Origin of the sequence: Pseudomonas sp. CFBP13528, from assembly GCF_005233615.1 — a bacterium.
Classification (GTDB): Bacteria; Pseudomonadota; Gammaproteobacteria; order Pseudomonadales; family Pseudomonadaceae; genus Aquipseudomonas; species Aquipseudomonas fluorescens_AM.
In genome coordinates this window covers 79,738-101,156 of sequence record NZ_QGAJ01000016.1, presented here as the reverse complement: position 1 = coordinate 101,156, position 21,419 = coordinate 79,738, and the positions used below count along the sequence as shown (strand labels likewise).

Genomic DNA, 21,419 nt, shown 5'->3' with positions numbered 1-21,419 from the left:
GCCATCCTTCAATGGCGGGGCTTTTTATTGGGCTGGAAGGTTACTCGGCCAGCTTGAAGGTGATGAAGCTGGCACGCCCCTGACGCAACACACGCATCGACACCGAGCGATTCTTCGGCAACGCCTTGGCGATGTCGGTGAATTCCTTGGTGTTATCGATCGCCTGGTTGTTCAGGTGAGTGATCACATCGCCAGGCTGCAGGCCGATCAAGGCGGCTGGACCGTCCTGGACTTCCTTGATCACGACACCGCTCTTGAGGTCGAAGGTCTTCTTCTGCTCGGGTGTCAGCTCAACCACGGCAATGCCCAGGCGATTGCTGCTGCGCTCGGCACCTGGCTTGGCGTTACCCAGGGCATCCAGGGTCGCACCCTCTTCCGGGATTGCGCCGACGGTGAGTTCGACATTCTGGCGCTTGCCATCGCGAATCACTTCCAACTTGGCTTTGCTACCCGCCTTTAGCGCACCTACCAGATGCGGCAAGTCGGCCGACATGATGATCGGCTGGCCGTTCATGCTCAGGATCACGTCGCCGACCTGCAGGCCACCTTTGGCAGCCGGGCCGTCATCCTGGATCTGCGCGACCAGCGCACCCGCCGGTTTGTCGAGACCGAACGATTCTGCGAGGTCCTTGTTCACTTCCTGGATCACCACACCCAGCCAACCGCGGCTCACTTTGCCACCAGCTTTCAGCTGATTGGAGACATCCATGGCCACGTCGATCGGAATCGCGAAAGATACCCCCATAAAACCACCGGAACGGGTGTAGATCTGCGAGTTGATCCCTACCACCTCGCCCGCCAGATTGAACAGCGGACCTCCGGAGTTGCCCGGGTTGATCGGCACGTCAGTCTGAATGAAAGGTACATAGTTTTCATTTGGCAGGCTGCGACCAATGGCGCTGACGATGCCCTGGGTGACAGTGTGGTCAAAACCGAACGGCGAACCGATCGCCACCACCCACTGGCCCGCTTTCAGGTCCTGGGACTTGCCCAGTTTAAGCACCGGCAAGTCTTTGCCTTCGATTTTCAGCAAGGCAACGTCCGAACGCGGGTCGGTGCCGACCAGCTTGGCTTTCAACTCACTGCGATCGGCCAGGCGTACGAGGATCTCGTCAGCGTCGGCAATCACGTGGTTGTTGGTCAGGATGTAGCCGTCAGGGGAAATGATGAACCCCGAACCCAAGGACTGCGCTTCACGCTGGCCACCGCCACCACCGCGCGGGGCGCGGGGTTGCGGCATGCCTCGCTCGAAGAATTCGCGCAGCATCGGCGGGAGGCCCTCCAGGTCGGGCATCTGCTGGTTCGAAACCTTGCGATCCGGCAATTTCTGCGTAGTACTGATGTTCACCACCGCAGGCGAGGCCTGCTCTACCAGTTGGGTGAAGTCAGGCAGTTCGACCGCTTGCGCGGGCACGGCCTGACCCAGCACCAACAGCGTGGCGACTATGGATAGGTAAGACTTCAAACGTGGTATCGACATACAGCTCCCGTTACGACGAGCAGGGTTGAGCGACAGGGTTCAAAAAAAGCCAAAAATCGCGACCGGCATTTTTTGTTCCGCGAACAGACAAGGCCAGGGCCGAGAAGCCCTGACCTATAAAAAACATAAAGATTTTTTGCAAGTGAAAATGCTGATCCAGACATTTCATGCTCTCGGCAGGCACCCTGGCATGGGGGCAGAGTGAAAGATCAAGATGAACACCGGATTAACGACTCATGGTTTGGCTGCGGTCTTTTCACCGCGAACCGATAATGCGACGCGCTCGGCTGTGCCGATCGGGATTTCCCCCACCACCGTCACCATGACCTCGCCGTCCACCGTATTCAAGTGCCGGGACACCGCAACCGTAGGCCCAAGCTGAGTGCGAGTCTGCGACACGCTCGCACCGTCAGTGGATTCCAGGAACACCGAGAAACGCGCAAGCCCATCGTCATACATCAAGCTGTCGAGGGTGGCTTGGGTCTGAGGATCTTTGCGAGATGTATTCCCGGTCAGCTCAAAGCCGGGTGGCAGCCAATCCAGGTGCCACGCATTGGAAGCGGGCGTTCGCGCTGCCTTGCCATGGACAATCGCGACAGGGGTGCATTCGCTGCTGGGCTGCAAATCACGATCAGTGGGGGCTACGGACGTATTCAATCGAACAAACTGAAAGCGTTCCAGCAGTTGCCCCTGCTCACTGAGCAGCAACGATTTGAGGGGTAATCCAGTCTCACGATCCAGATGCAGCTCGAAACCATGACGGTAATGATCACGCGGGGTGATCGACACGATAACCGCATTACGACCGGCCACGCGGGACTTGCCGATGACAGCCAGTTCATAGAATTGATTGAGTTTTTGCGGGTTCAGGGAAAGTGACGACCCGTCACGGGTATTGCCCAGGCCGGCCACCAGTGTGCCGCTGACGCATTGGGCATGGCCGTCTACCCGTACGACTTCCTGGGCAGAACCATCGAGCTGCAATAGCCGCTCCCGGACTTGACCCTTCTGGACCAGATGCCAGATGTCGTGAGTAGAAAAACTGCCGTTACGCTCATAGATGAACGTACCTTGAAAGCTTTGCTGCTGCTCTGCACGCCCAAGTCGAGTCAGCCAGTCTTGGGCTTCATCGGCATGGGCGGGTAGTGCAAACCAACTACTGAGCAAAAGCGTAAGGAGCGGTATGGCGCGCATAGGGCTCCTTAACGGTTCAGCGGTTTTCCAGGCTTGCTGCGCGAGCGTATGGCAGGGCACTTTCAGCATTCTTGCCCGCCGCTTCCTGTGCATGTTGGCGCAGGTAGCCGGGTAGACGCTGGTCCTGCCAGCCGGATTGCCCTTGAAGCACACCGTTAGCCATAGGGCCGGCGGTGTCAGAGCTTTCCTTGTAGCCAGCCAGTACAGCCGGACCTTTGACTTGCGGACCGGCCATGACCGGCTGCTGCGTCTGCTGGGCCAGTTCGGCACCCGCGATTTCGTCCTGGTTGTACAAACGAACACCGGCCAGTACGGCGACGGTCACCGAAGCAGCAACTGCCAGGCGACCCAGGCTACGCCATGGACCACGTGCAGCTTTTGCCGGAACGGCTTCATCGGCCAACGCGGCAGAAACGGCCGCAGCAATATCCAGACGAGGGATTAGAAGATCCTTGTGCATCACCGCCCGAGCGACTTGGTAACGAGACCAGGTATCACGGGTTTGGGCATCATCAAATGCGTTGAGCACTCGACGAAGTTCCAGTTCATCCGCTTCGTTATCCATCACTGCGGACAGCGATTCCTGCAGGGCATCACGACTCATGGCGGTTCCTCTCTTGGCTGTCGCCGCTGTCTTTAGTTTTCCTGCAACAACGGTTGCAAGGCTTTGTCGATGGCTTCCCGGGCCCGGAAAATCCGTGACCTTACAGTCCCCACCGGACATTGCATGACGCTCGCAATGTCTTCGTAACTCAGACCATCGAATTCACGTAAAGTTAACGCCGTACGTAAATCTTCTGGCAGTTGCTGAATCGTTCGATGAACGGTTCCCTCGATCTCGTCGCGCAGCAACGCACGCTCCGGCGACTCGAGATCTTTGAGGCCGTGATCACCATCATAGAATTCAGCATCTTCTGAACTGACATCACTGTCTGGTGGGCGGCGACCGCGAGACACCAGATAGTTCTTCGCCGTGTTGATGGCGATGCGGTACAGCCACGTATAAAACGCGCTATCACCGCGGAAATTGCCCAGTGCACGGTACGCCTTGATAAAGGCTTCCTGTGCAACGTCCTGCGCTTCATGGGTGTCGTGCACAAACCGCACGATCAACCCGAGAATTTTGTGCTGATATTTCAGCACCAACAGATCAAATGCGCGCTTGTCGCCGCGTTGTACGCGCTCGACCAGCTGCTGATCCTCTTCCTGGGTTAGCATGAACACTCCTCGTTGTACTCGAAGGAGGCTTGCATAACTAAACGATCAGGCTTGCAAACATAGACTCGGGCTTTTCGCAAAAGTTCTCCCCCTTCAAGCAAGTTTCCGGCACGCACTGATTTGGCACACACGAAAAACGCAGCTCAGGCAACGCCGGCTGCGCGAATAATCTTGTCGTCGGTCTTCTGACGCGTCCAATGCTCCCGACGGGCCAATAAACTCGACGTCTTCCCAGCTTTCGGGCAACCTGCTATTGAGTCGGGGCCTATGCAAAAAGTTCCCGCTCGCTGACTGGCTGTGTAACCGAAGCTGTGCACCGTAATCTCACAATGCCACGAATGCCTGGCTATTGTGCCGCTCCACCCCTCTATATACTAGTGGCCCGTGTGCCCCTTTGATTCGCCGATCCAGGCGTCCTGCTTGCGCCTCCTCTCCGGATCGCTTTTTGCGGAATCCATTCAATGAGCCAACAGTTTCAACACGATGTCCTGGTGATCGGCAGCGGCGCCGCCGGCTTGAGCCTGGCGCTGACCCTCCCTGGCCACCTGCGCATTGCCGTACTGAGCAAGGGCGACCTGGCCAACGGTTCGACATTCTGGGCGCAAGGCGGCGTCGCTGCCGTGCTGGACGACACCGATACCGTCCAATCCCATGTCGAAGACACCCTCAATGCCGGCGGCGGGCTGTGCAATGAAGACGCGGTGCGCTTCACGGTCGAGCATAGCCGGGAAGCCATCCAATGGTTGATCGACCAGGGCGTGCCCTTCACGCGCGATGAGCATGCAGGCAACGACGACGGCGGATTCGAGTTCCACCTGACCCGTGAAGGCGGCCACAGCCACCGCCGCATCATCCACGCCGCCGATGCCACTGGCGCCGCCATCTTCAAGACGCTGCTCGACCAGGCCCGCCAACGGCCCAATATCGAATTGCTGGAGCAGCGCGTCGCCGTCGACCTGATCACCGAAAAACGCCTGGGCCTTGCCGGCCAGCGCTGCCTCGGCGCCTATGTGCTGAACCGCGCCAGCGGCGAAGTCGACACCTATGGCGCGCGCTTCACCCTCCTTGCCTCGGGTGGCGCAGCCAAGGTCTACCTCTATACCAGCAACCCCGACGGAGCCTGCGGCGACGGCATCGCCATGGCCTGGCGCTCAGGCTGCCGCGTGGCGAACCTGGAATTCAACCAGTTCCACCCCACGTGCCTGTATCACCCCCAGGCCAAGAGCTTCCTGATCACCGAGGCTTTGCGCGGCGAAGGCGCACACTTGAAGCTGCCCAATGGCGAACGCTTCATGCAGCGCTTCGACCCACGCGCCGAGCTGGCACCGCGCGACATCGTCGCCCGCGCCATTGACCATGAAATGAAGCGCCTGGGTATCGACTGCGTCTACCTGGACATCAGCCACAAACCAGAGGACTTCATCAAGACGCACTTCCCCACCGTCTACGAACGTTGCCTGACCTTCAACATCGACATCACCAAAGGCCCGATCCCGGTGGTGCCTGCCGCGCACTACACCTGCGGCGGCGTGATGGTCGACCAGCATGGCCGCACCGACGTGCCAGGCCTGTACGCCATCGGCGAAACCAGCTTCACCGGCCTGCACGGCGCCAACCGCATGGCCAGCAATTCGCTGCTCGAATGCTTTGTGTACGCGCGCTCGGCGGCGGCGGACATCCTTGAACAACTGCCGCGCATCCCGGTGCCGGCCGCCCTGCCCCGCTGGGACGCCAGCCAGGTGACGGATTCGGACGAAGACGTGATCATCGCGCACAACTGGGACGAGCTGCGGCGCTTCATGTGGGACTACGTGGGGATCGTGCGCACCAACAAGCGCCTGCAACGGGCACAGCACCGGGTGCGTTTGCTGCTGGATGAGATCGACGAGTTCTACAGCAACTATAAAGTCAGTCGCGACCTGATCGAACTGCGCAACCTGGCTCAAGTCGCCGAGCTGATGATTCGCTCGGCCATGGAGCGCAAGGAAAGCCGGGGCCTGCATTACACCCTGGACTACCCGCAGATGCTGCCCGAGGCCCGCGACACTATTCTGGTGCCAGCCACCTACGGCGACTGAACTTCAAGCGTACGCGCAGGCGCCGGTGCACATCGGCGGTCTGCGAGTCGCGAGGCACGCAAATGGAGCGCACCCAGCGCTCACCCTGCACGCGATAGCGCAGCACCACGACCAGCGGCAGCGCCAGGCTGTCGGGCCGTAACTGCACGCTGTGCCAGCCGCGCTCGGCGCTGAACAGTTGCCAGCCGTCCTCATCGCGGCGCAGGCCCTGAACCGACGAGCGGTGAGTCAGCAAGACATGTCGCGGCAACACCCACGCAGCATGGGCCAGGCATACCAGCAGGCCAAGGGACGCAAAAGGCAGGTCGACAACCCGGCAGGCACCCAGCGCGAGCAGCTGGGCAAGCAGATAAGCCGCCAGCAACAGCCGCGAGGCCTGCCAGCGGCATTCGAAACGATTACTTGGGCTGGACACGATCCAGGATCATCCGAACCATGCGCTGCAGCTCCGGATCTTCCGATTCAGCGCGCTCCATGAACCAGCCGAACATGTCCTGGTCCTCGCATGTCAGCAGTCGCACGTATAGGTCGCGATCCACTTGATTGAGCGTTGCGTAGACTTCTTTGGTGAAAGGCACCAGCAACACGTCCAATTCCAGCATGCCGCGACGGCTGTGCCAGTAGAGGCGATTGATTTCTACAGCTTCGACCATGGAACGCTCCTCAAATAGAGCGCAAGTATACAGGCCCGACGGCAGCGGAACAGTCGGCTTTGGTCGCGCCCCATGGAAACTATGCATTTGCCGGGCGCCCCTCTATGATGCACCTATGACTTTTTAACCTGCGATGACCCATGGCCGACTCTGCTTTCTTCTGCCCCCTGACCCACGAAGGCGTTCTTGCCGTCCGCGGTGCTGACGCTGCCAAGTTCCTGCAGGGCCAATTGACCTGCAACCTCAATTACCTGAGTGACACCCAGGCCAGCCTGGGCGCGCGCTGCACGCAAAAAGGCCGGATGCAGTCGAGTTTTCGCATCCTGTTACAAGGTGACGGCGTGCTCCTGGCCATGGCCAGCGAACTGCTCGAGCCGCAACTGGCGGACCTGAAGAAATACGCGGTGTTCTCCAAATCCAAACTCACCGATGAAAGCGCCGCCTGGGTGCGTTTCGGCCTGGCGAATGCCGATCAGACCTTGTCCGCCCTTGGCCTGGCCTTACCGCTCGAAACCGACAGCGTAGTGCGCACCGAGACACTGATCGCCCTGCGTGTATCGCCGGGCCGCGCGGAACTCTGGGCACCCGCCGAGCACACCGAGAGCCTGCGCAGCCAACTGGCCGCAACCCTGCCGCAAGCCGAACTGAATGAATGGCTGCTGGGCCAGATTCGCGCCGGCATCGGCCAAGTGATGCCGCAGACCCGCGAACTGTTCATCCCGCAGATGCTCAATCTGCAAGCCGTGGGCGGGGTCAGCTTCAAGAAAGGCTGCTACACCGGCCAGGAAATCGTCGCGCGCATGCAGTACCTGGGCAAACTCAAACGCCGCCTGTACCGCCTGAGCCTGATAGCGGCCCAATTGCCGGAGCCAGGCACCGCACTGTTTGCCCCCAGCCATAACAGTTCGATCGGCGAAGTGGTCCTCGCGGCAAAAGCTGACCAGTCAATTGAACTTCTCGCCGTGCTGCAAGCCGAAGCTGCCGACAATGGCGACGTACGCTTAGGCAGCCTGGAAGGCCCGGGCCTGCAGTTGCTTGACCTGCCCTACGCGCTGGATCGCGATCGCGAGATCCAGCGTTGATCGCCGCACCTTTTTTGCAACACCCTAGAGAGCATGAATGAACGAGCTGGCGGAAAAAGTCCAACAGGCTTTGGTGAAGGCCATCGACAACGATGACCTGGTTCTGCCGACGTTACCGGAGGTGGCCCTGAAGATTCGTCAGGCCGCCGAAGACCCGGAGATCAGCATCAGCCATTTGAGCAAGGTGATCAGTCGCGATACGGCCCTGTCGGCGCGCCTGATCAAAGTGGTCAACAGCCCGTTGCTGAGGGCGACTCAGGAAGTCACCGACCTGCACACCGCCATCACGCGGCTCGGCACCAATTACAGCAGCAACCTGGCCATCGGCCTGGTTATGGAGCAGATCTTTCACGCCCGCTCCGAGGTGGTGGAGCAGAAAATGCGCGATGTGTGGCGCCGCAGCCTGGAGGTAGCGGGCGTCAGCTATGCCTTGTGTCGCCGGCACAGCCACCTCAAGCCGGACCAGGCAGCCCTGGGTGGCCTGGTGCACCAGATTGGCGTGCTGCCGATCCTCACCTACGCCGAAGACCATTACGAGTTGCTGTCCGATCCGGTCAGCCTCAACCACGTGATCGACAGCATCCACCCGATACTCGGCGACAAGTTGCTCAGTGGCTGGGACTTTCCGGAAATGCTGGCAAAACTGCCGGGCCAGTACCTGAACCTGGAACGCGACTGCGGCCAGCTCGATTACATCGATCTGGTGCAGATCGCCGTGCTGTTCTGTCACCGCAACACTGAACATCCACTGGCGAAAGTCGACATGACGGACGTGCCGGCGATGAAAAAACTGCGGGTCGACCCCGACAGCGAGAAATTGCACCTCGAGCTGGATGAAGCACGTTCAATGTTCTATTGATCGCCGGCGATAAAGCTCACTCGCACTTTCAACCCCGCCGACGCGCCATCATGCAGGCTGATCTGCGCCAGATGCGCACGGCAGATCTCCCCGACAATCGCCAGCCCCAAGCCCGATCCCATACCCTGCTGACTGCGCCGATAAAATCGCTCGAACACCCGGTCCCGCTCCTCCAGCGGGATACCTGGGCCATCGTCTTCGACCTCCAGCACCGCCGGCGCCGTCACCCGTAAAATCACGTTGCCACCCGGTGGTGTGTGAGCCAATGCGTTGTCCACCAGGTTGCTCAGCAACTCGTTGAGCAGCGTCGGTTCGCCGCGCAGCAACACCGGTTCATCCGCCTCCAGCGCCAAGGCAACGCCGCGCGCATGGGCCAGCGGTGCCATGGCCATGCCCAACTCCCGGGCCAGTTGACTGAGGTCGAGCAGCTGCGCGCCGCCTTCGGCAATCGCCCTGGCACCGTTTTCGATACGGGCCAGGGACAACAACTGATTAGCCAGGTGGGTGAGACGGTCGGTGCCCTGGGCCGCGGTTTCCAGGGTGCTGCGCCACGTGGCCGGCTCTTCGGCGCGCAAGCCGAGTTCCAGGCGGGCCTTTAGCGCGGCCAGCGGCGTGCGCAACTCGTGGGCGGCGTCGGCAATAAACTGCGCCTGGCGTTCGAACTGGCCGCGCAGGCGTTCGGTGAAATGATTGAGGGACCGCACCAGCGGGCCGAACTCATCCTGCACCTCCACCAGCGGCAAGGGTCGCAGGTCGTCGGGCTGGCGCTCCTCCACCGCCGTGCGCAGGCGCTCCAGCGGGCGCAACGCCGCGCTGACGGCAAACCACACCAGTAACAACGCGCCAATGCCAAGCATGCCCAGGCGCAACAAGGTGTCGGCCATCAGGCTGCGCGCCATGGCGACACGGGCTTCGTCGGTTTCCGCCACACGCACCTCCGCCATGCCGTTCATGTTCGGCTCGGAAACAGCCTTGAGCAGGCTCACCACGCGCACTGGCTGCCCCTGATACACAGCGTCGTAGAACCGCGCCAAGGCCGGGTAATCGTCAGTGCGCGGGGTTCCGGGTGGAGGGCCGGGCAGGTTTTCATAACCGGAAATCAGCTTCTGATGGATATCGTTGACCTGGTAATAAATACGCCCGGCACTGTCGTAGGCAAAGGTATCCAGGGCCACATAGGGCACGTTGGCGCTGAGCGTGCCGTCGACCTGGGTCAAGCCAGCGGCAATGGTGCGCGCCGAGGCCAGCAGCGTGCGGTCGTAGGCGGTGTCGGCGGCTTCGCGACCGTTCCAGTAGGCGCTCATGCCGCTGGCAAGCATCAGCAGCACCAGCAGCAGCGCCAGGTTCCACAGCAGGCGCCAGCGCAGACTGCTGGGCTTATGCATCGCGGGCTTCCAGCAGGTAGCCGAGGCCACGGAAGGTGACAATGGCGATGGGCTGGCCGTCGAGCTTCTTGCGCAGGCGGTGCACGTAGATTTCGATGGCGTCCGGGCTGGCTTCTTCGTCGAGACCGAACACCTGGGAGGCCAGTTGCTCCTTGCTCATCACCCGACCAGGCCGGGCAATGAGCGCCTCAAGCACGGCTTGCTCACGCGAGGTCAGGGTCATCAATTCGCCACCGACCGTAAAACGCCGCGTATCGAGGTCGTAAACCAGCACGCCGCACGCCTGCTGGCGTTCGCCGCCCAACACGCTGCGCCTTAGCAGCGCCTTGACCCGCGCTTCGAGTTCCGTCAGTTCAAACGGTTTGGCGAGGTAATCGTCAGCGCCCAGGTTCAAGCCATGTACGCGGTCTTTTACATCGCTGCGGGCCGTCAGCATCAACACCGGCACGTTTTTTCCACGGGCGCGCAAGCGTGCCAGCACTTCGAAACCCTCCATGCGCGGCAGCCCCACATCGAGGATCACCGCCGCGTATTCCTCGCTGCTCAAGGCCAGGTCCGCGGCCACACCATCGTGCAGTACGTCGACGGTCAACCCCGTGCTCTTGAGCGCTTGGGCGACACTTTCGGCGAGTTGCAAATGGTCTTCAACCAGGAGGACGCGCATGGATTTCTACCTCGTTCAGGAGTGGTCGACGCCACGCTTTGGCGGGCAGTTTACAGGCGCAACCTGCCCTGTGAAGCCCGAAAACATTGAAAGGCAACTGAAAGGTTAGTGAAAGCTTCGCCCTTTAGCATCCAGCCACGGTGGTTTATGCCCGCCGAGCTACTTCACCCGTAGCGCCCGAAAAACGCCTCGACGCGTTTTCGCCAAAATAAGAACAATAACGGAGTGCACCACGATGCTGTCGACACAGCCCCAGGCTTGCCCGCCTGTTCATAATTCCCGCCTCAGTCACACCGCTCCCGCCAGTGCCGCCGCGCTTGCCGGCCTTTCGCCGCCTGGCCAGGCCTACACCTGTCCGGCGACAGCACCGTGCCCTATGACGATCCGTACTGGCTCATCGCGCCGCGGGTCAACTACGGCATCGCACACTGATTAAGTAGCGCCTGGTAAGCCACTCATAACAACAAGACGGAGATCACCATGACCCTTTCACTGCGTAAACTGGCCCTGACTGCCGGCTGCATGCTGTTCGCCGGCCACCTGTTGGCCGCCGACGAACCCAAGCGACCTGAATGCATCGCCCCGGCCTCCCCGGGCGGTGGGTTTGACCTGACCTGCAAACTGGCGCAAAGCGCGCTGGTCAACCAGAAGCTCTTGAGCAAGCCAATGCGCGTGACCTACATGCCAGGCGGCGTGGGCGCCGTGGCCTATAACGCGGTGGTCGCTCAGCGCCCTGCGGATGCCGGCACGCTGGTGGCCTGGTCCAGCGGTTCGTTGCTGAACCTGGCCCAGGGCAAGTTCGGTCGTTTCGATGAAAGCGCTGTGCGCTGGCTCGCCGCGGTGGGCACCAGCTACGGCGCCATCGCAGTGAAAAGTGATTCGCCCTACAAGAGCCTCGACGATCTCGTAAAAGCCTTGAAGAAAGATCCGGGCAGCGTGGTGATCGGTTCCGGCGGCACGGTCGGCAGCCAGGACTGGATGCAAACCGCGCTGATCGCCAAGGCGGCCGGGATCAACCCGCGCGAGCTGCGTTACGTCGCGCTCGAAGGCGGCGGCGAAATCGCTACCGCGTTGCTCGGCGGCCACATCCAGGTGGGCAGTACCGACATCTCCGACTCCATGCCACATATCCTCAGCGGTGACATGCGCCTGTTGGCGGTGTTCTCCGAGCAGCGCCTGGACGAGCCGGAAATGAAAGACATTCCGACCGCCAAGGAGCAAGGCTACGACATCGTTTGGCCCGTGGTGCGCGGTTTCTACCTCGGGCCAAAAGTCAGCGATGCCGACTACGCCTGGTGGAAAGACGCGTTCGACAAACTGCTGGCCTCCGACGAGTTCGCCAAGCTGCGTGACCAGCGCGAGCTGTTCCCCTTCGCCATGACCGGCCCGGAGCTGGACACCTATGTGAAGAAACAGGTGGCTGACTACAAAGTGCTGGCCAAAGAGTTCGGCCTGATCCAGTAAACGCCCCTCTTTTGTGTAATGCCCCTGTAGGAGCGAGCTTGCTCGCGAAGAACCCAAGGACATCCACGTGCGTCCAGACAGCACGCGTTATCGTTGAAGTTTTTCGCGAGCAAGCTCGATCCTACAAGAGGGGCCTTGGAGTTTTCTATGCTCTTACAACGCATTTTTGCCGCCGTGCTGTTGCTGGCCTGCGCCGGCCTCGCCCTGATGGCCTGGCCATATCAGGCGGCGTTTTCCTACGAGCCGGTCGGGCCCCGCGCCTACCCGCTGCTGATGCTTGGGCTGATGAGCCTGGCGCTGATCTACATGCTGTTTCGTCCGCAACCCACCCGGCACACCGAAGAAGAACCGGCGCTGGATCGCGAAACCCTGGTCAAGATCGGCATTTGCGTGGCGCTGTTGCTCGTGTTCGCCGCTACCTTCGAATCCTTGGGTTTCATCCTCAGCAGCATGTTGATCGGCATCCCGATGGCGCGCCTGTATGGCGGCCGCTGGATGCCCAGCGTGGTGATCGTCGGCCTCATGGCTATCGGCCTGTACCTGCTGTTCGATAAAGCCATGGATGTGCCGCTGCCCCTCGGCCTGCTCGACGTTGACGTTCTGGAGAACTGATATGGATACTTTTGGCTATCTGGGCCAGGGCTTCGGCGTCGCGCTGAGCCCGTACAACCTGATCACCGCGCTGTGCGGCACGCTGATCGGCACCGTAGTCGGCCTGTTGCCGGGCCTGGGCCCGATCAACGGCGTGGCGCTGTTGATCCCCATCGCATTCGCCCTGGGCCTGCCACCCGAGTCCGCGTTGATCCTGCTCGCAGCGGTGTATCTGGGCTGCGAATACGGCGGGCGCATCAGTTCGATCCTGCTCAATATTCCGGGTGAAGCCTCCACCGTAATGACCACCCTCGACGGCTACCCGATGGCCCGTAAAGGGCTGGCCGGTGTGGCGCTGTCGTTGTCGGCCTGGAGTTCGTTCATCGGTGCCTTTATCGCCACCTGCGGCATGGTGCTGTTCGCCCCGCTGCTGGCCAAATGGGCGATTGCCTTCGGCCCGGCGGAATATTTCGTGCTGATGGTATTTGCGATTGTGTGCCTGGGCGGCATGGCCGGTGACAAGCCGCTGAAGACCTTTGTGGCGGCGCTGATCGGCCTGTTCCTCTCGGCGGTGGGCATCGATGCTAACAGCGGCGTGTACCGCTTTACCGGCGACAACATCCACCTCACCGATGGCATCCAGTTTGTGGTGCTGGTGCTGGGCCTGTTCTCCATCAGCGAGATCCTGTTGCTGCTGGAAAAAACCCACCGCGGCCAGGAAGCGGTCAAAGCCACCGGGCGCATGATGTTCAACCTCAAGGAAGCCGGTGCGGTGTTCGTGGTTAACATCCGCTGTGGCTTGCTCGGTTTCATCATGGGTGTGTTGCCGGGTGCCGGTGCAACCCTGGCGTCCGCCGTGGCCTACATGACCGAAAAACGCCTGGCCGGTGCCAGCGGCAAATTCGGCCAGGGCGACATGCGTGGCCTGGCCGCCCCGGAAACCGCGATCGGCGCCTCCGCCTGCGGCGCCCTGGTGCCGATGCTGACCCTGGGCGTGCCCGGCTCGGGCACCACAGCCGTGATGATCGGCGCCCTGTCGCTGTACAACATCACGCCCGGCCCGCTGCTGTTCCAACAGCAACCGGACATTGTCTGGGGCCTGATCGCGTCGTTGTTTATCGCCAACATCATGCTGGTGATCCTCAATATCCCGATGATCCGCATCTTCACCCGTATCCTCGCCGTGCCGAACTGGGCGCTGGTGCCGGTGATCGCCATCATCACCGCAATCGGTGTGTACGCGGTTCACGCCACCACGTTCGACCTGTTCCTGATGGTCGGGATCGGCATCTTCGGCTACATCCTGCGCAAGCTCGATTTCCCGCTGTCGCCGGTATTGCTGGGCTTTATCCTCGGCGGCCTGATGGAACAGAACCTGCGCCGGGCGCTGTCGATCTCCAACGGTGCGCTGGACATCCTCTGGTCGAGCCCGATCACCTTTGGCGTATGGGTACTGACCGCGCTGATGCTGATGTTCCCGCTGGTGCGCATCTACCGCAAACGCGCCCTGCAGCGTCGTGCCGTGGCCGATGTCTGACGTCACCTTTAAACAGTGGTGGGGAACACCGCTGGTCGGCCTGGCCGGCGGTTACCTGACCAGCCTCGTCGGCTGGCCTTTGCCCTACATGGTCGGCTCGTTGCTGGCGATCATCCTGGTGCGTTGCCTGACGCCGTGGCAGTTGGCGGAAATTCCCGGCGGGCGCAAATGCGGCCAATGGGTGGTGGGCATCGGCATTGGCTTGCACTTCACGCCGGTGGTGATCGAGCAGGTGATGAGCCACTTCGGGCTGATCTTTTTCGGCGCGCTGGTCACCAGCCTGTCGAGTGTGGTCGGCGTGTGGTTGATGCGCCGCAGTGGTGAAGATCGCGCTACCGCGTTTTTTTCCAGCATGCCGGGCGGGTCCGGCGAGATGGTCAACCTCGGCGCGCGCAACGGTGCGGTGCTTAGCCGTGTTGCCGCCGGCCAGAGTTTGCGCGTGCTGCTGGTGGTGCTGTGTGTACCGGCGATCTTCAAGTATGTGCTGGGCGGCGGCGCGCCGCAGTTTCATCCCGCGCCGGTGAACGGGCTGTGGCTGGCGTTGCTGTTTCCACTCGGCGCAATGGTGGCCTGGGGCTGGCAGCGTTTGCGTCAGCCGAACCCCTGGTTGTTCGGGCCATTGCTGGTGAGTGCGACGGCCAGTGTGGTGTTCGACCTGCATATCGGGCTGCCCGATGGCGGTAGCCAGGTCGGCCAATGGCTGATCGGCAGCGGCCTGGGTTGTCACTTCAACCGCCAGTTCTTTCGCCGGGCTCCGTCGTTCATGGCCCGCACCTTGATCGGCACGGTCTTGACCATGGCGCTGGCGACACTGGCGGCCGTGGGCCTGAGTGCACTGACGCACCTGGATCTGCGCTCGCTGACCCTGGGCATGATGCCCGGCGGCATTGCCGAGATGAGTCTTACCGCCGAAACACTGCAACTGTCCGTCCCCCTGGTAACGGCCATGCAGGTGATGCGCTTGCTGTTCGTGCTATTCCTGGCCGAGCCGCTATTCCGACACTGGAACCGCCAGCCCTGACAATCCGCTGCGAGAATGCCCCTCATTCGGGCCATGACCGTTGGTCGGCACTGTCAACTCTCACAGCTGGTTGCGCCTCCCATCGCGCGTTACACCTCTTCGCAGCTACGGCCATTGCGTAATGGCCGTAGACATCGTGTGTCTCACTGATTGCAGAGGGTTTCACCATGGACAGCAATGAAGAATCTTCACCATCCGGCCAACACCTGACCGACAACTCAGAGCAGCAATCACTGCCTGCCCCGATCCCTCGCGCGCAGGAGAAAAGAAAAAAGGCACCGTCTGCACGGCGATCCCACATCGACACGAGTTACCTGGTCCCCCCTCCCTCCGATGCCACCTTGAACTTGATAAAGGCCGGCGAAAGAGTGCCGCTCTCAGACCTGACCCTGTACATACCGGCACGCACGCTGGGCGTACAGGGTGTTGATGCAGGTATCAACCGCATCGCGGTAATGTCGCAGGAGGAAGGGGTGCTGTTCGCCTTATTGCCCTTTCTGGAGGCGGCTGAGCTGGACGATGTGGAATGTTTTTGGGGAACGCTTAAGAACCCCGTTGCGCATACGACCATCCAGAAGCAACACCTTGACGGCCACCAATTGATAGTCATGTTCGTACCGCGGCCGGTGATCTCCGATGGGTTGGTCTACGCATACATCAAAGTGACGCGCCTCGGCCAAGCCGTCGGAGAAACAAAAAGAACCCTCCTTAAGGTCGATACACGCCAGCCCGGCGGAGAGAACCCGGCCAGCCCGCACCCTGTAAACCCGAACCTGCGCAAGCCGGTCATTGATCCGAAGTATCTGCGAGATGGCATCACCGAGACGGACTTCAGCAATGGCAAGTGCATAGCCGTTGGAATTCCCTCCTATCCCGCCGACACTTCATTGCCCCCGCCCGATCATCGGGCAGTACGCGATGTCATTCACCTGAAAATCGGTGACCACACCATCAAGCGCACTGTGTTGCCGGAAGAGGCTGGAACCTACCAGGACATTGTCATTGAAGTGTGTCAGAGCGATTGGCTAAAAATCGGCAATGGTTCTCACCCTTGCCTGTTCAGCGTGGAAGATGAAGTCGGCAACCCTTCCGACGGCTGGTCGGAAGCCGAATACCTCCAAGTCTATCTGGACGATGGGTCAAGAGACTTGTTGCCAGCTTGCCACTTCCTGGAGGCTGACGACGACGGCACACTGGACCTGAGCAAGGTGACTGGCGCGCAGGTGACAATCCTTGTCTTGATCGAACCTCGCAACTATGCCATCAACGATGTGATCAGGGTACGCCTCAGCGGCACGGCGGCTGGACTGCCGGTGAGTAAAATCTACAATTCAGCCCCACTGCAATCGACCGCCTCGCGACTGCTTAGAATTCCGTGCCCGGTGATCGACCTGGAGCCTCTCGTTGGCGGCCGCAGTTTCCTTCAATATGAACGAATCCGTTATAACGAGAAGAATCTAGGCTCCTTTATCACGGAAGTCTATGTAACCGGCTCTGCCTCCGGGGGCCTGCGCGCGCCTGAAGTGCGCGAGGCCGTCAATGGACGAATTCCTGCTGATCTAACCCAAGCGCACGTCGACATCGAAGTTCACGGGTTCGGTTACTACGACCAGGTCGAACTCCATGTGCTGGGCAAGTCCCCTGGTCATAGTTACTACGACAATACGGTAGACAAAATCGGCTCCGGCAAGGTGTCCTTTGAGCTTATCCGAGGGCTGGGCGTGCCGATTGCCCTGCTCATGGGCGGCTCCCTGGAAATCTGGTACTTCACGATAACCGCCGACGACAGGCATCGCTCTCCGATAACAACGGTTTATATTGATGCGCGATATGCCGCACTGCCCGCACCGGACGTTGACGAGGCTCCGCCGCCCGCCTACGAGTTCGACCTAGGGACGTCCGAAAGAGCCAACATTTGGGTGCCCGCCAACCCCGATATCAAAGACGGGGATACCGTCATCCTGCATGCCAGGGGTGATGCACCTGGAGGAACCGCACCCTCACAGCCCCTCCCAATCGACATCTTCTGGGAAGGTCGGGACCTGCCCTTCAAGGTGGAGCTTGACTTCATCAGACCCAATAAACAGATGGATATTTCCTACGAGCGTGTACGGCCAAACGCTGCAACGCGGGCTTCGGAAATCGTCCCCATGAAAATCATTATCGAGCATGATCTCCCCGCGCCGTTGGTTTATAACAGCACGCCCTTGGACGACGAAAACGCTACCATTGATCCAAAGATGGCCGACAGCACGCCGAATGTGACCATTCGAGTGCAGTTTGCAATGTCTGAGAAGGATCTTATCAAACCCGAGTTGACAGGCAGGCCCGGTATCGCACTGCCGACCATTGAGCCTCAATACGGCAACCCACGTGTGGGCTATGTGCTATTTGTGTTTCCCAACTGGGTACTGGCCTACCACCTCAAAAGCGTTCTACGCATTCAGTACCACGTAACAAACAACGGCTCCACCCGTGACTCAAGGGTATTGAACCTGCGAGTCCTGGGCTTCGATGAGATACCGGGCGGCAACCCGCTGCCGCAGCCCACACTCAACAGTCTGAAACCCGGCTCGCTCTTGGACCTCAATACAGTCAGCACCAACTACTGCTGGGTGGACCTGGCAAGGTGGCTGCTCAGCAGGAAGGACCAACCGATCTGGCTCAAATGCCACAGCACTGATGCATCAAGACCGTTGACACTGCTGAACGGCGATCTCATCAGTCAAGAGCAGGCCGAACACGGGATTATTCGCGAGCCGGCGGACCTCGGTTGGTTCACCGCACTCCCCGATGGCAGCACGGTTAAAGTGACGGCCGCAGTGGGGTATACCGGCAGCAAAACAGAAGCGGACGCGACGCTCTTTCCATCGAGTACTTACCTCATCAAAGCGCTGCGCCTCTCTGACTTCACGGATTTTGAAGTGTTCTTCTGGAATGGCTGGGCCAATCTGGTCAATGGGCTTGGCGAGATCCGGAACTTCAATAATAACAATTACTGGCATGCAAAGCTCAATGGCGCTAGCGCTATAACGCCGGGCGTGATTAAAACCTTTTTCATCAAAAGCGGTAGAACCTACCGTATCAGTTTCAAAATGAAAGTCGATTTGTCCCCTTACCAACCCCTGACATACGTTGAGTTTGGTAGTCAGTCAGAAAACTTCGTCTATATTCACGAGGGTAAGTGGCACACCTACGACCTGTCCTTCTCGCTGCCTGCCGGGGCGCCTTCTCAGTACTTGCCGATACGTATCTACTTCAAAAGCACGTACTCACCGGCAGAGTTTTCGCTGGATGATATTTTGGTGGCAGAACTTCCATAGCTGCAGAAACGGTGCCGAGTGGCGATGTTGCGCGGAACGTCCCCGGACGTTATTCAATACGCACTTCAACGCCACACGGCATCCTTGTTCATGCAAACAAAAAAGCCTCTCGACCGTACGGAAGAGAGGCTTATTGATGCAGCATTTACGTTATTCGCACTTCCGTGTGGCGGGATTGAATTCCGTGCCGGCCGGGCATTGTTGCGGATACTTTATCCAACGGTTGCTCCCCAGGTCGTAGCGGCACCTGTAAAACCAGCCAGGCGATACGCTTTTGAAATAGCCTGCACTTGTGCAGGGCGGATCCTGGTTCGGATAACCATCCACGCCTATATTTTCAGGACTGCTGGAACACGCAGCAAGCAGCACGGCCATCCCCGCTGCCACTAACACCCCAGGTACAGCCCGCATCATTGTGTTCTTGAACGAATAACGCATGGGAATCTCCTTATAAAAGAATGCCCATCCAGTTAGCGTCAAAAACAAATAACCGCCTACTGTCAAATCTGACAGGTTTGCAACTTGACCGACGAACGGAACGCACCTCCTTCAACACAAAGGAGGCGCCCGCCCCAGTTACCCGCGCTACTTAGAATGCGTAGCGCAACCCGACGTTGATACCCAACGGCTGCTTGATATTCTTGCCCACGCTGCGTTCCAGGTCCGCATGCACGCTCAATTCCTGAGAGACCGACATCGCCACACCCGCCCCAAGCTTCAACCGCGAGCCGGACAGGTCGTTGTTGAACGAGTTGTCGTTGACGAACACTTTGTTGCTCTGGTCGAATTCATGGCTGACGGCAGCCTTCAAGTAGGGCTGCAGAATGCTGCCACTGTCGAGTTGGATGTTGTTGCCGGCAGTAACGCCCACTTCACCGATGACCGAACTGGAGCGGTCTCCCTTGGCTTTCAGACCGTTGTCCAGCGTGTAGCTCTGGGCCTGGGTGATCACCGCCGACAGCTGGCCATAGGGTTCCACGAAGTAACCATCATCCAGCGTGATATGCCGGCCAAACTCCGCCGAAGCGCCGGTGGCATTCTGGGTGTAGTTGCCTTTGCTCTTCTTGCCGTCGCTCATGGCGACGTTGGATTCATTGTGCAAGCGGTTGAACTTGAGCACGCCGTCGAAGTAAAAGCCGCTCTCGCTGTCCAGCCAGGTGGCATAGCCACCCATGTAGTAACTGTTGATGGTCGCTTTGCTGCCCCGGTTCAGGTCCAGGTCCGATTGGCTGTGCCCGGCCATGACACCGACCAACCACTGCCCGTCGCCGGCCTCCAACGGCGCATCCGCACCCAGGGTGAACCCGCGCTGGCTCTGGTTATAACCCAGGCCTGTCTTGTCGTTGGACACTTCATATTTGTTGCCATAGGCGCGGGTCCACAAGCCGGCGCTCTGACCGCCGTTGAAACGCAGTTCCCCCATGCGCGTGCGCAAGGTGGTCATTTCACCCAACAGCACACTCGGCGCCGCGTTGAACAGCGCCAGCACAGAGTTGGTGCTCGGGCTGATGATTTTGTTATCAGGGTCAAGGTACCAGTCATGGTTTTGATTGTCGGCCACCAGGTCATACGAATAGGTGCCGAGGTCGACTCGCCCACCCGCGAGGCTGAAGTTCGCGACACCGTCGGCGGTGTGCACCATCTGCAGGCGCTGGGACAGCGGGTCAGCCCCCGTGCTGGCGATCAGCAGTTGATGATCACCGGAAGAGGTGCCCGTCACATTCAGGAAGTCCCCGGCCATCTGACCAAAATCCGCCTTCATGATGAACGTACCGCCCGTGCCGGACAGGTTGGCCACGTCCAACTTATAGAAGGCTCCCGAATCGCCGAACTTGACGTTACCGCCATTCATCGACAGCGCGTTGAGCGCCTGCTGCCCGTCGACCATCACCCAGGTGGCGTCACTGTTGACCGACAGTTTGTCGACATTGTCCAGACGCCCGGTCAGCACCGAGCCGTTGTTCAAGCCGACGTTAGCGGTGCCGCCGCTGTTGACGATATCGCCATTCATGAAGGCGGCATCCATCTTCAAGTCCAGGGCGCCGTCTTTGCCGACCTGAACGTTGCCGCTCAGGGCACTGTTGAACACATTCACATCGGCTGCACCGCCATGGTCGATTTCGAGCATGTTGCCGTTGCCGCCGAGCAGGGTAGTGCCATCGTTGATATTGATCTGGGTACCGCCGGGATAGTCCACCAGGATGGCGGCGCCTGTGCCGCCCTCCACCTCGGTCTGGTTGAGGTTCAACACCGAGGGGTTGTCCATCGTGGGCAAGCGATACGCCACTATCCCGTTGGTGCCGCCGTATATCCGGCCGCCCTGGGTGGTGAGTTGTCCGTCGTACGCTCTCAAGCCGGCGTTTGCACCACTGACCTGGGTGTTGCTCAAGAACAACGTGCTGGCGCCGCCGAGCCCGATGCCAAATGTGCCGCCGGTTATGGTGCTGTCGAACACCTCCACCGTCGAGCCACGATTCGATTGGGTGCCGACAACCAGGCCTTGAGCCCCACCACTGAATATGGAGACATCGCGCAGCGTGCCCTTGCTGCCGTAAAGCGCCACGCCAACTTCCTGGCCTGCGGTATTTCTGACCTTGCCGCCATTCATGGTAAACGTGGAGTCATGCGCCTTGACGCCTAACATCGTCGCGCCATTGGAGGTCAGGGTCGCCTCTTTGACGACGTAGCGATCGACCTGCGAGGTGCCGTCTATAACCAGGTTCTGGCCTGGGTAGATGTTCAGTGCGTTGGCTTGCGTGGCCACGAACGTCATGGGCATCACAGCCATTACTTTGATAGCCAGCGATAAGCGGGAAAGACAAAATGTTGTTTCAGTAGCCATGGTAAGTACCTCTAGTCGGTGACTGAAC

General features: G+C 60.0%; 18 protein-coding genes. 8 read left to right on the top strand and 10 right to left on the bottom strand.

The window, feature by feature from the left end:
• Positions 1 to 40: 40 nt before the first annotated feature.
• From PspCFBP13528_RS23110 to rpoE, 4 genes are all read right to left on the bottom strand, one after another.
• Positions 41 to 1,480, bottom strand: a complete 1,440-nt coding sequence (locus tag PspCFBP13528_RS23110) for a DegQ family serine endoprotease (protein ID WP_065949256.1) — start codon at positions 1,478 to 1,480, stop codon at positions 41 to 43.
• A 234-nt stretch (positions 1,481 to 1,714) separates the two neighbouring features.
• Entirely contained in the window at positions 1,715 to 2,674 is a 960-nt protein-coding gene (locus PspCFBP13528_RS23100; RefSeq protein ID WP_137201601.1) for a MucB/RseB C-terminal domain-containing protein, read from the bottom strand.
• Between the two features lie 16 nt (positions 2,675 to 2,690).
• Complete coding sequence (locus PspCFBP13528_RS23095) at positions 2,691 to 3,278, bottom strand: RseA family anti-sigma factor (RefSeq protein WP_057723059.1); 588 nt, start codon at positions 3,276 to 3,278, stop codon at positions 2,691 to 2,693.
• Between the two features lie 32 nt (positions 3,279 to 3,310).
• Positions 3,311 to 3,892, bottom strand: coding sequence for an RNA polymerase sigma factor RpoE (rpoE, locus tag PspCFBP13528_RS23090; RefSeq protein ID WP_003172477.1), 582 nt, complete (start codon positions 3,890 to 3,892; stop codon positions 3,311 to 3,313).
• A 461-nt stretch (positions 3,893 to 4,353) separates the two neighbouring features.
• On the opposite strand from rpoE, the gene nadB reads away from it, so the two are divergent.
• Complete coding sequence (gene nadB / locus PspCFBP13528_RS23085) at positions 4,354 to 5,970, top strand: L-aspartate oxidase (protein WP_137201600.1); 1,617 nt, start codon at positions 4,354 to 4,356, stop codon at positions 5,968 to 5,970.
• Here the strand turns inward: nadB and PspCFBP13528_RS23080 are convergent.
• Both PspCFBP13528_RS23080 and PspCFBP13528_RS23075 read right to left on the bottom strand, forming a co-directional pair.
• On the bottom strand, positions 5,939 to 6,385 hold the full coding sequence (locus PspCFBP13528_RS23080) for a protein YgfX (protein ID WP_101219196.1): 447 nt from the start codon (positions 6,383 to 6,385) through the stop codon (positions 5,939 to 5,941). The two genes, nadB and PspCFBP13528_RS23080, sit on opposite strands and share 32 nt — an antisense overlap.
• On the bottom strand, positions 6,369 to 6,623 hold the full coding sequence (locus PspCFBP13528_RS23075) for a succinate dehydrogenase assembly factor 2 (protein WP_065949260.1): 255 nt from the start codon (positions 6,621 to 6,623) through the stop codon (positions 6,369 to 6,371). The genes PspCFBP13528_RS23080 and PspCFBP13528_RS23075 overlap by 17 nt, the downstream gene beginning before the upstream one ends.
• A gap of 140 nt (positions 6,624 to 6,763) precedes the next feature.
• Here PspCFBP13528_RS23075 and PspCFBP13528_RS23070 point away from each other — a divergent pair, with 140 nt between their 5' ends.
• Together PspCFBP13528_RS23070 and PspCFBP13528_RS23065 are read left to right on the top strand one after the other, a co-directional pair.
• The gene (locus tag PspCFBP13528_RS23070; RefSeq protein WP_101219198.1) at positions 6,764 to 7,705 is read left to right on the top strand and encodes a folate-binding protein YgfZ; all 942 of its coding nucleotides are present in this window, start codon (positions 6,764 to 6,766) and stop codon (positions 7,703 to 7,705) included.
• Between the two features lie 37 nt (positions 7,706 to 7,742).
• Complete coding sequence (locus PspCFBP13528_RS23065) at positions 7,743 to 8,564, top strand: HDOD domain-containing protein (RefSeq protein WP_137201599.1); 822 nt, start codon at positions 7,743 to 7,745, stop codon at positions 8,562 to 8,564.
• On the opposite strand, the gene PspCFBP13528_RS23060 is transcribed toward PspCFBP13528_RS23065, so the two are convergent.
• Positions 8,558 to 9,949 carry a sensor histidine kinase gene (locus PspCFBP13528_RS23060; protein WP_137201598.1) on the bottom strand — a complete coding sequence of 464 codons (1,392 nt, stop codon included), beginning with the start codon at positions 9,947 to 9,949 and terminating at the stop codon, positions 8,558 to 8,560. The two genes, PspCFBP13528_RS23065 and PspCFBP13528_RS23060, sit on opposite strands and share 7 nt — an antisense overlap.
• Entirely contained in the window at positions 9,942 to 10,613 is a 672-nt protein-coding gene (locus PspCFBP13528_RS23055) for a response regulator (protein ID WP_065949264.1), read from the bottom strand. Before PspCFBP13528_RS23055 ends, PspCFBP13528_RS23060 begins: the two co-directional genes overlap by 8 nt.
• 474 nt (positions 10,614 to 11,087) lie before the next feature.
• Here PspCFBP13528_RS23055 and PspCFBP13528_RS23045 point away from each other — a divergent pair, with 474 nt between their 5' ends.
• The 5 genes from PspCFBP13528_RS23045 (at position 11,088) to PspCFBP13528_RS23025 (ending at position 18,549) form a co-directional block, all read left to right on the top strand.
• Positions 11,088 to 12,077 carry a tripartite tricarboxylate transporter substrate binding protein gene (locus PspCFBP13528_RS23045; protein WP_162515436.1) on the top strand — a complete coding sequence of 330 codons (990 nt, stop codon included), beginning with the start codon at positions 11,088 to 11,090 and terminating at the stop codon, positions 12,075 to 12,077.
• A gap of 147 nt (positions 12,078 to 12,224) precedes the next feature.
• Positions 12,225 to 12,689 carry a tripartite tricarboxylate transporter TctB family protein gene (locus PspCFBP13528_RS23040; RefSeq protein ID WP_137201596.1) on the top strand — a complete coding sequence of 155 codons (465 nt, stop codon included), beginning with the start codon at positions 12,225 to 12,227 and terminating at the stop codon, positions 12,687 to 12,689.
• A 1-nt stretch (position 12,690) separates the two neighbouring features.
• Entirely contained in the window at positions 12,691 to 14,205 is a 1,515-nt protein-coding gene (locus PspCFBP13528_RS23035; protein WP_065949267.1) for a tripartite tricarboxylate transporter permease, read from the top strand.
• A complete protein-coding gene (locus PspCFBP13528_RS23030; RefSeq protein WP_137201595.1) occupies positions 14,198 to 15,226 on the top strand; it encodes an AbrB family transcriptional regulator in 1,029 nt (342 codons plus the stop codon). The genes PspCFBP13528_RS23035 and PspCFBP13528_RS23030 overlap by 8 nt, the downstream gene beginning before the upstream one ends.
• A 167-nt stretch (positions 15,227 to 15,393) precedes the next feature.
• On the top strand, positions 15,394 to 18,549 hold the full coding sequence (locus PspCFBP13528_RS23025; RefSeq protein ID WP_137201594.1) for a hypothetical protein: 3,156 nt from the start codon (positions 15,394 to 15,396) through the stop codon (positions 18,547 to 18,549).
• 150 nt (positions 18,550 to 18,699) lie between these two features.
• Here the strand turns inward: PspCFBP13528_RS23025 and PspCFBP13528_RS23020 are convergent, their stop codons facing one another.
• Positions 18,700 to 18,987 carry a chitin-binding domain-containing protein gene (locus tag PspCFBP13528_RS23020; protein WP_137201593.1) on the bottom strand — a complete coding sequence of 96 codons (288 nt, stop codon included), beginning with the start codon at positions 18,985 to 18,987 and terminating at the stop codon, positions 18,700 to 18,702.
• 151 nt (positions 18,988 to 19,138) lie between these two features.
• A complete protein-coding gene (locus tag PspCFBP13528_RS23015; RefSeq protein WP_241669136.1) occupies positions 19,139 to 21,337 on the bottom strand; it encodes an autotransporter outer membrane beta-barrel domain-containing protein in 2,199 nt (732 codons plus the stop codon).
• Positions 21,338 to 21,419: the final 82 nt, after the last annotated feature.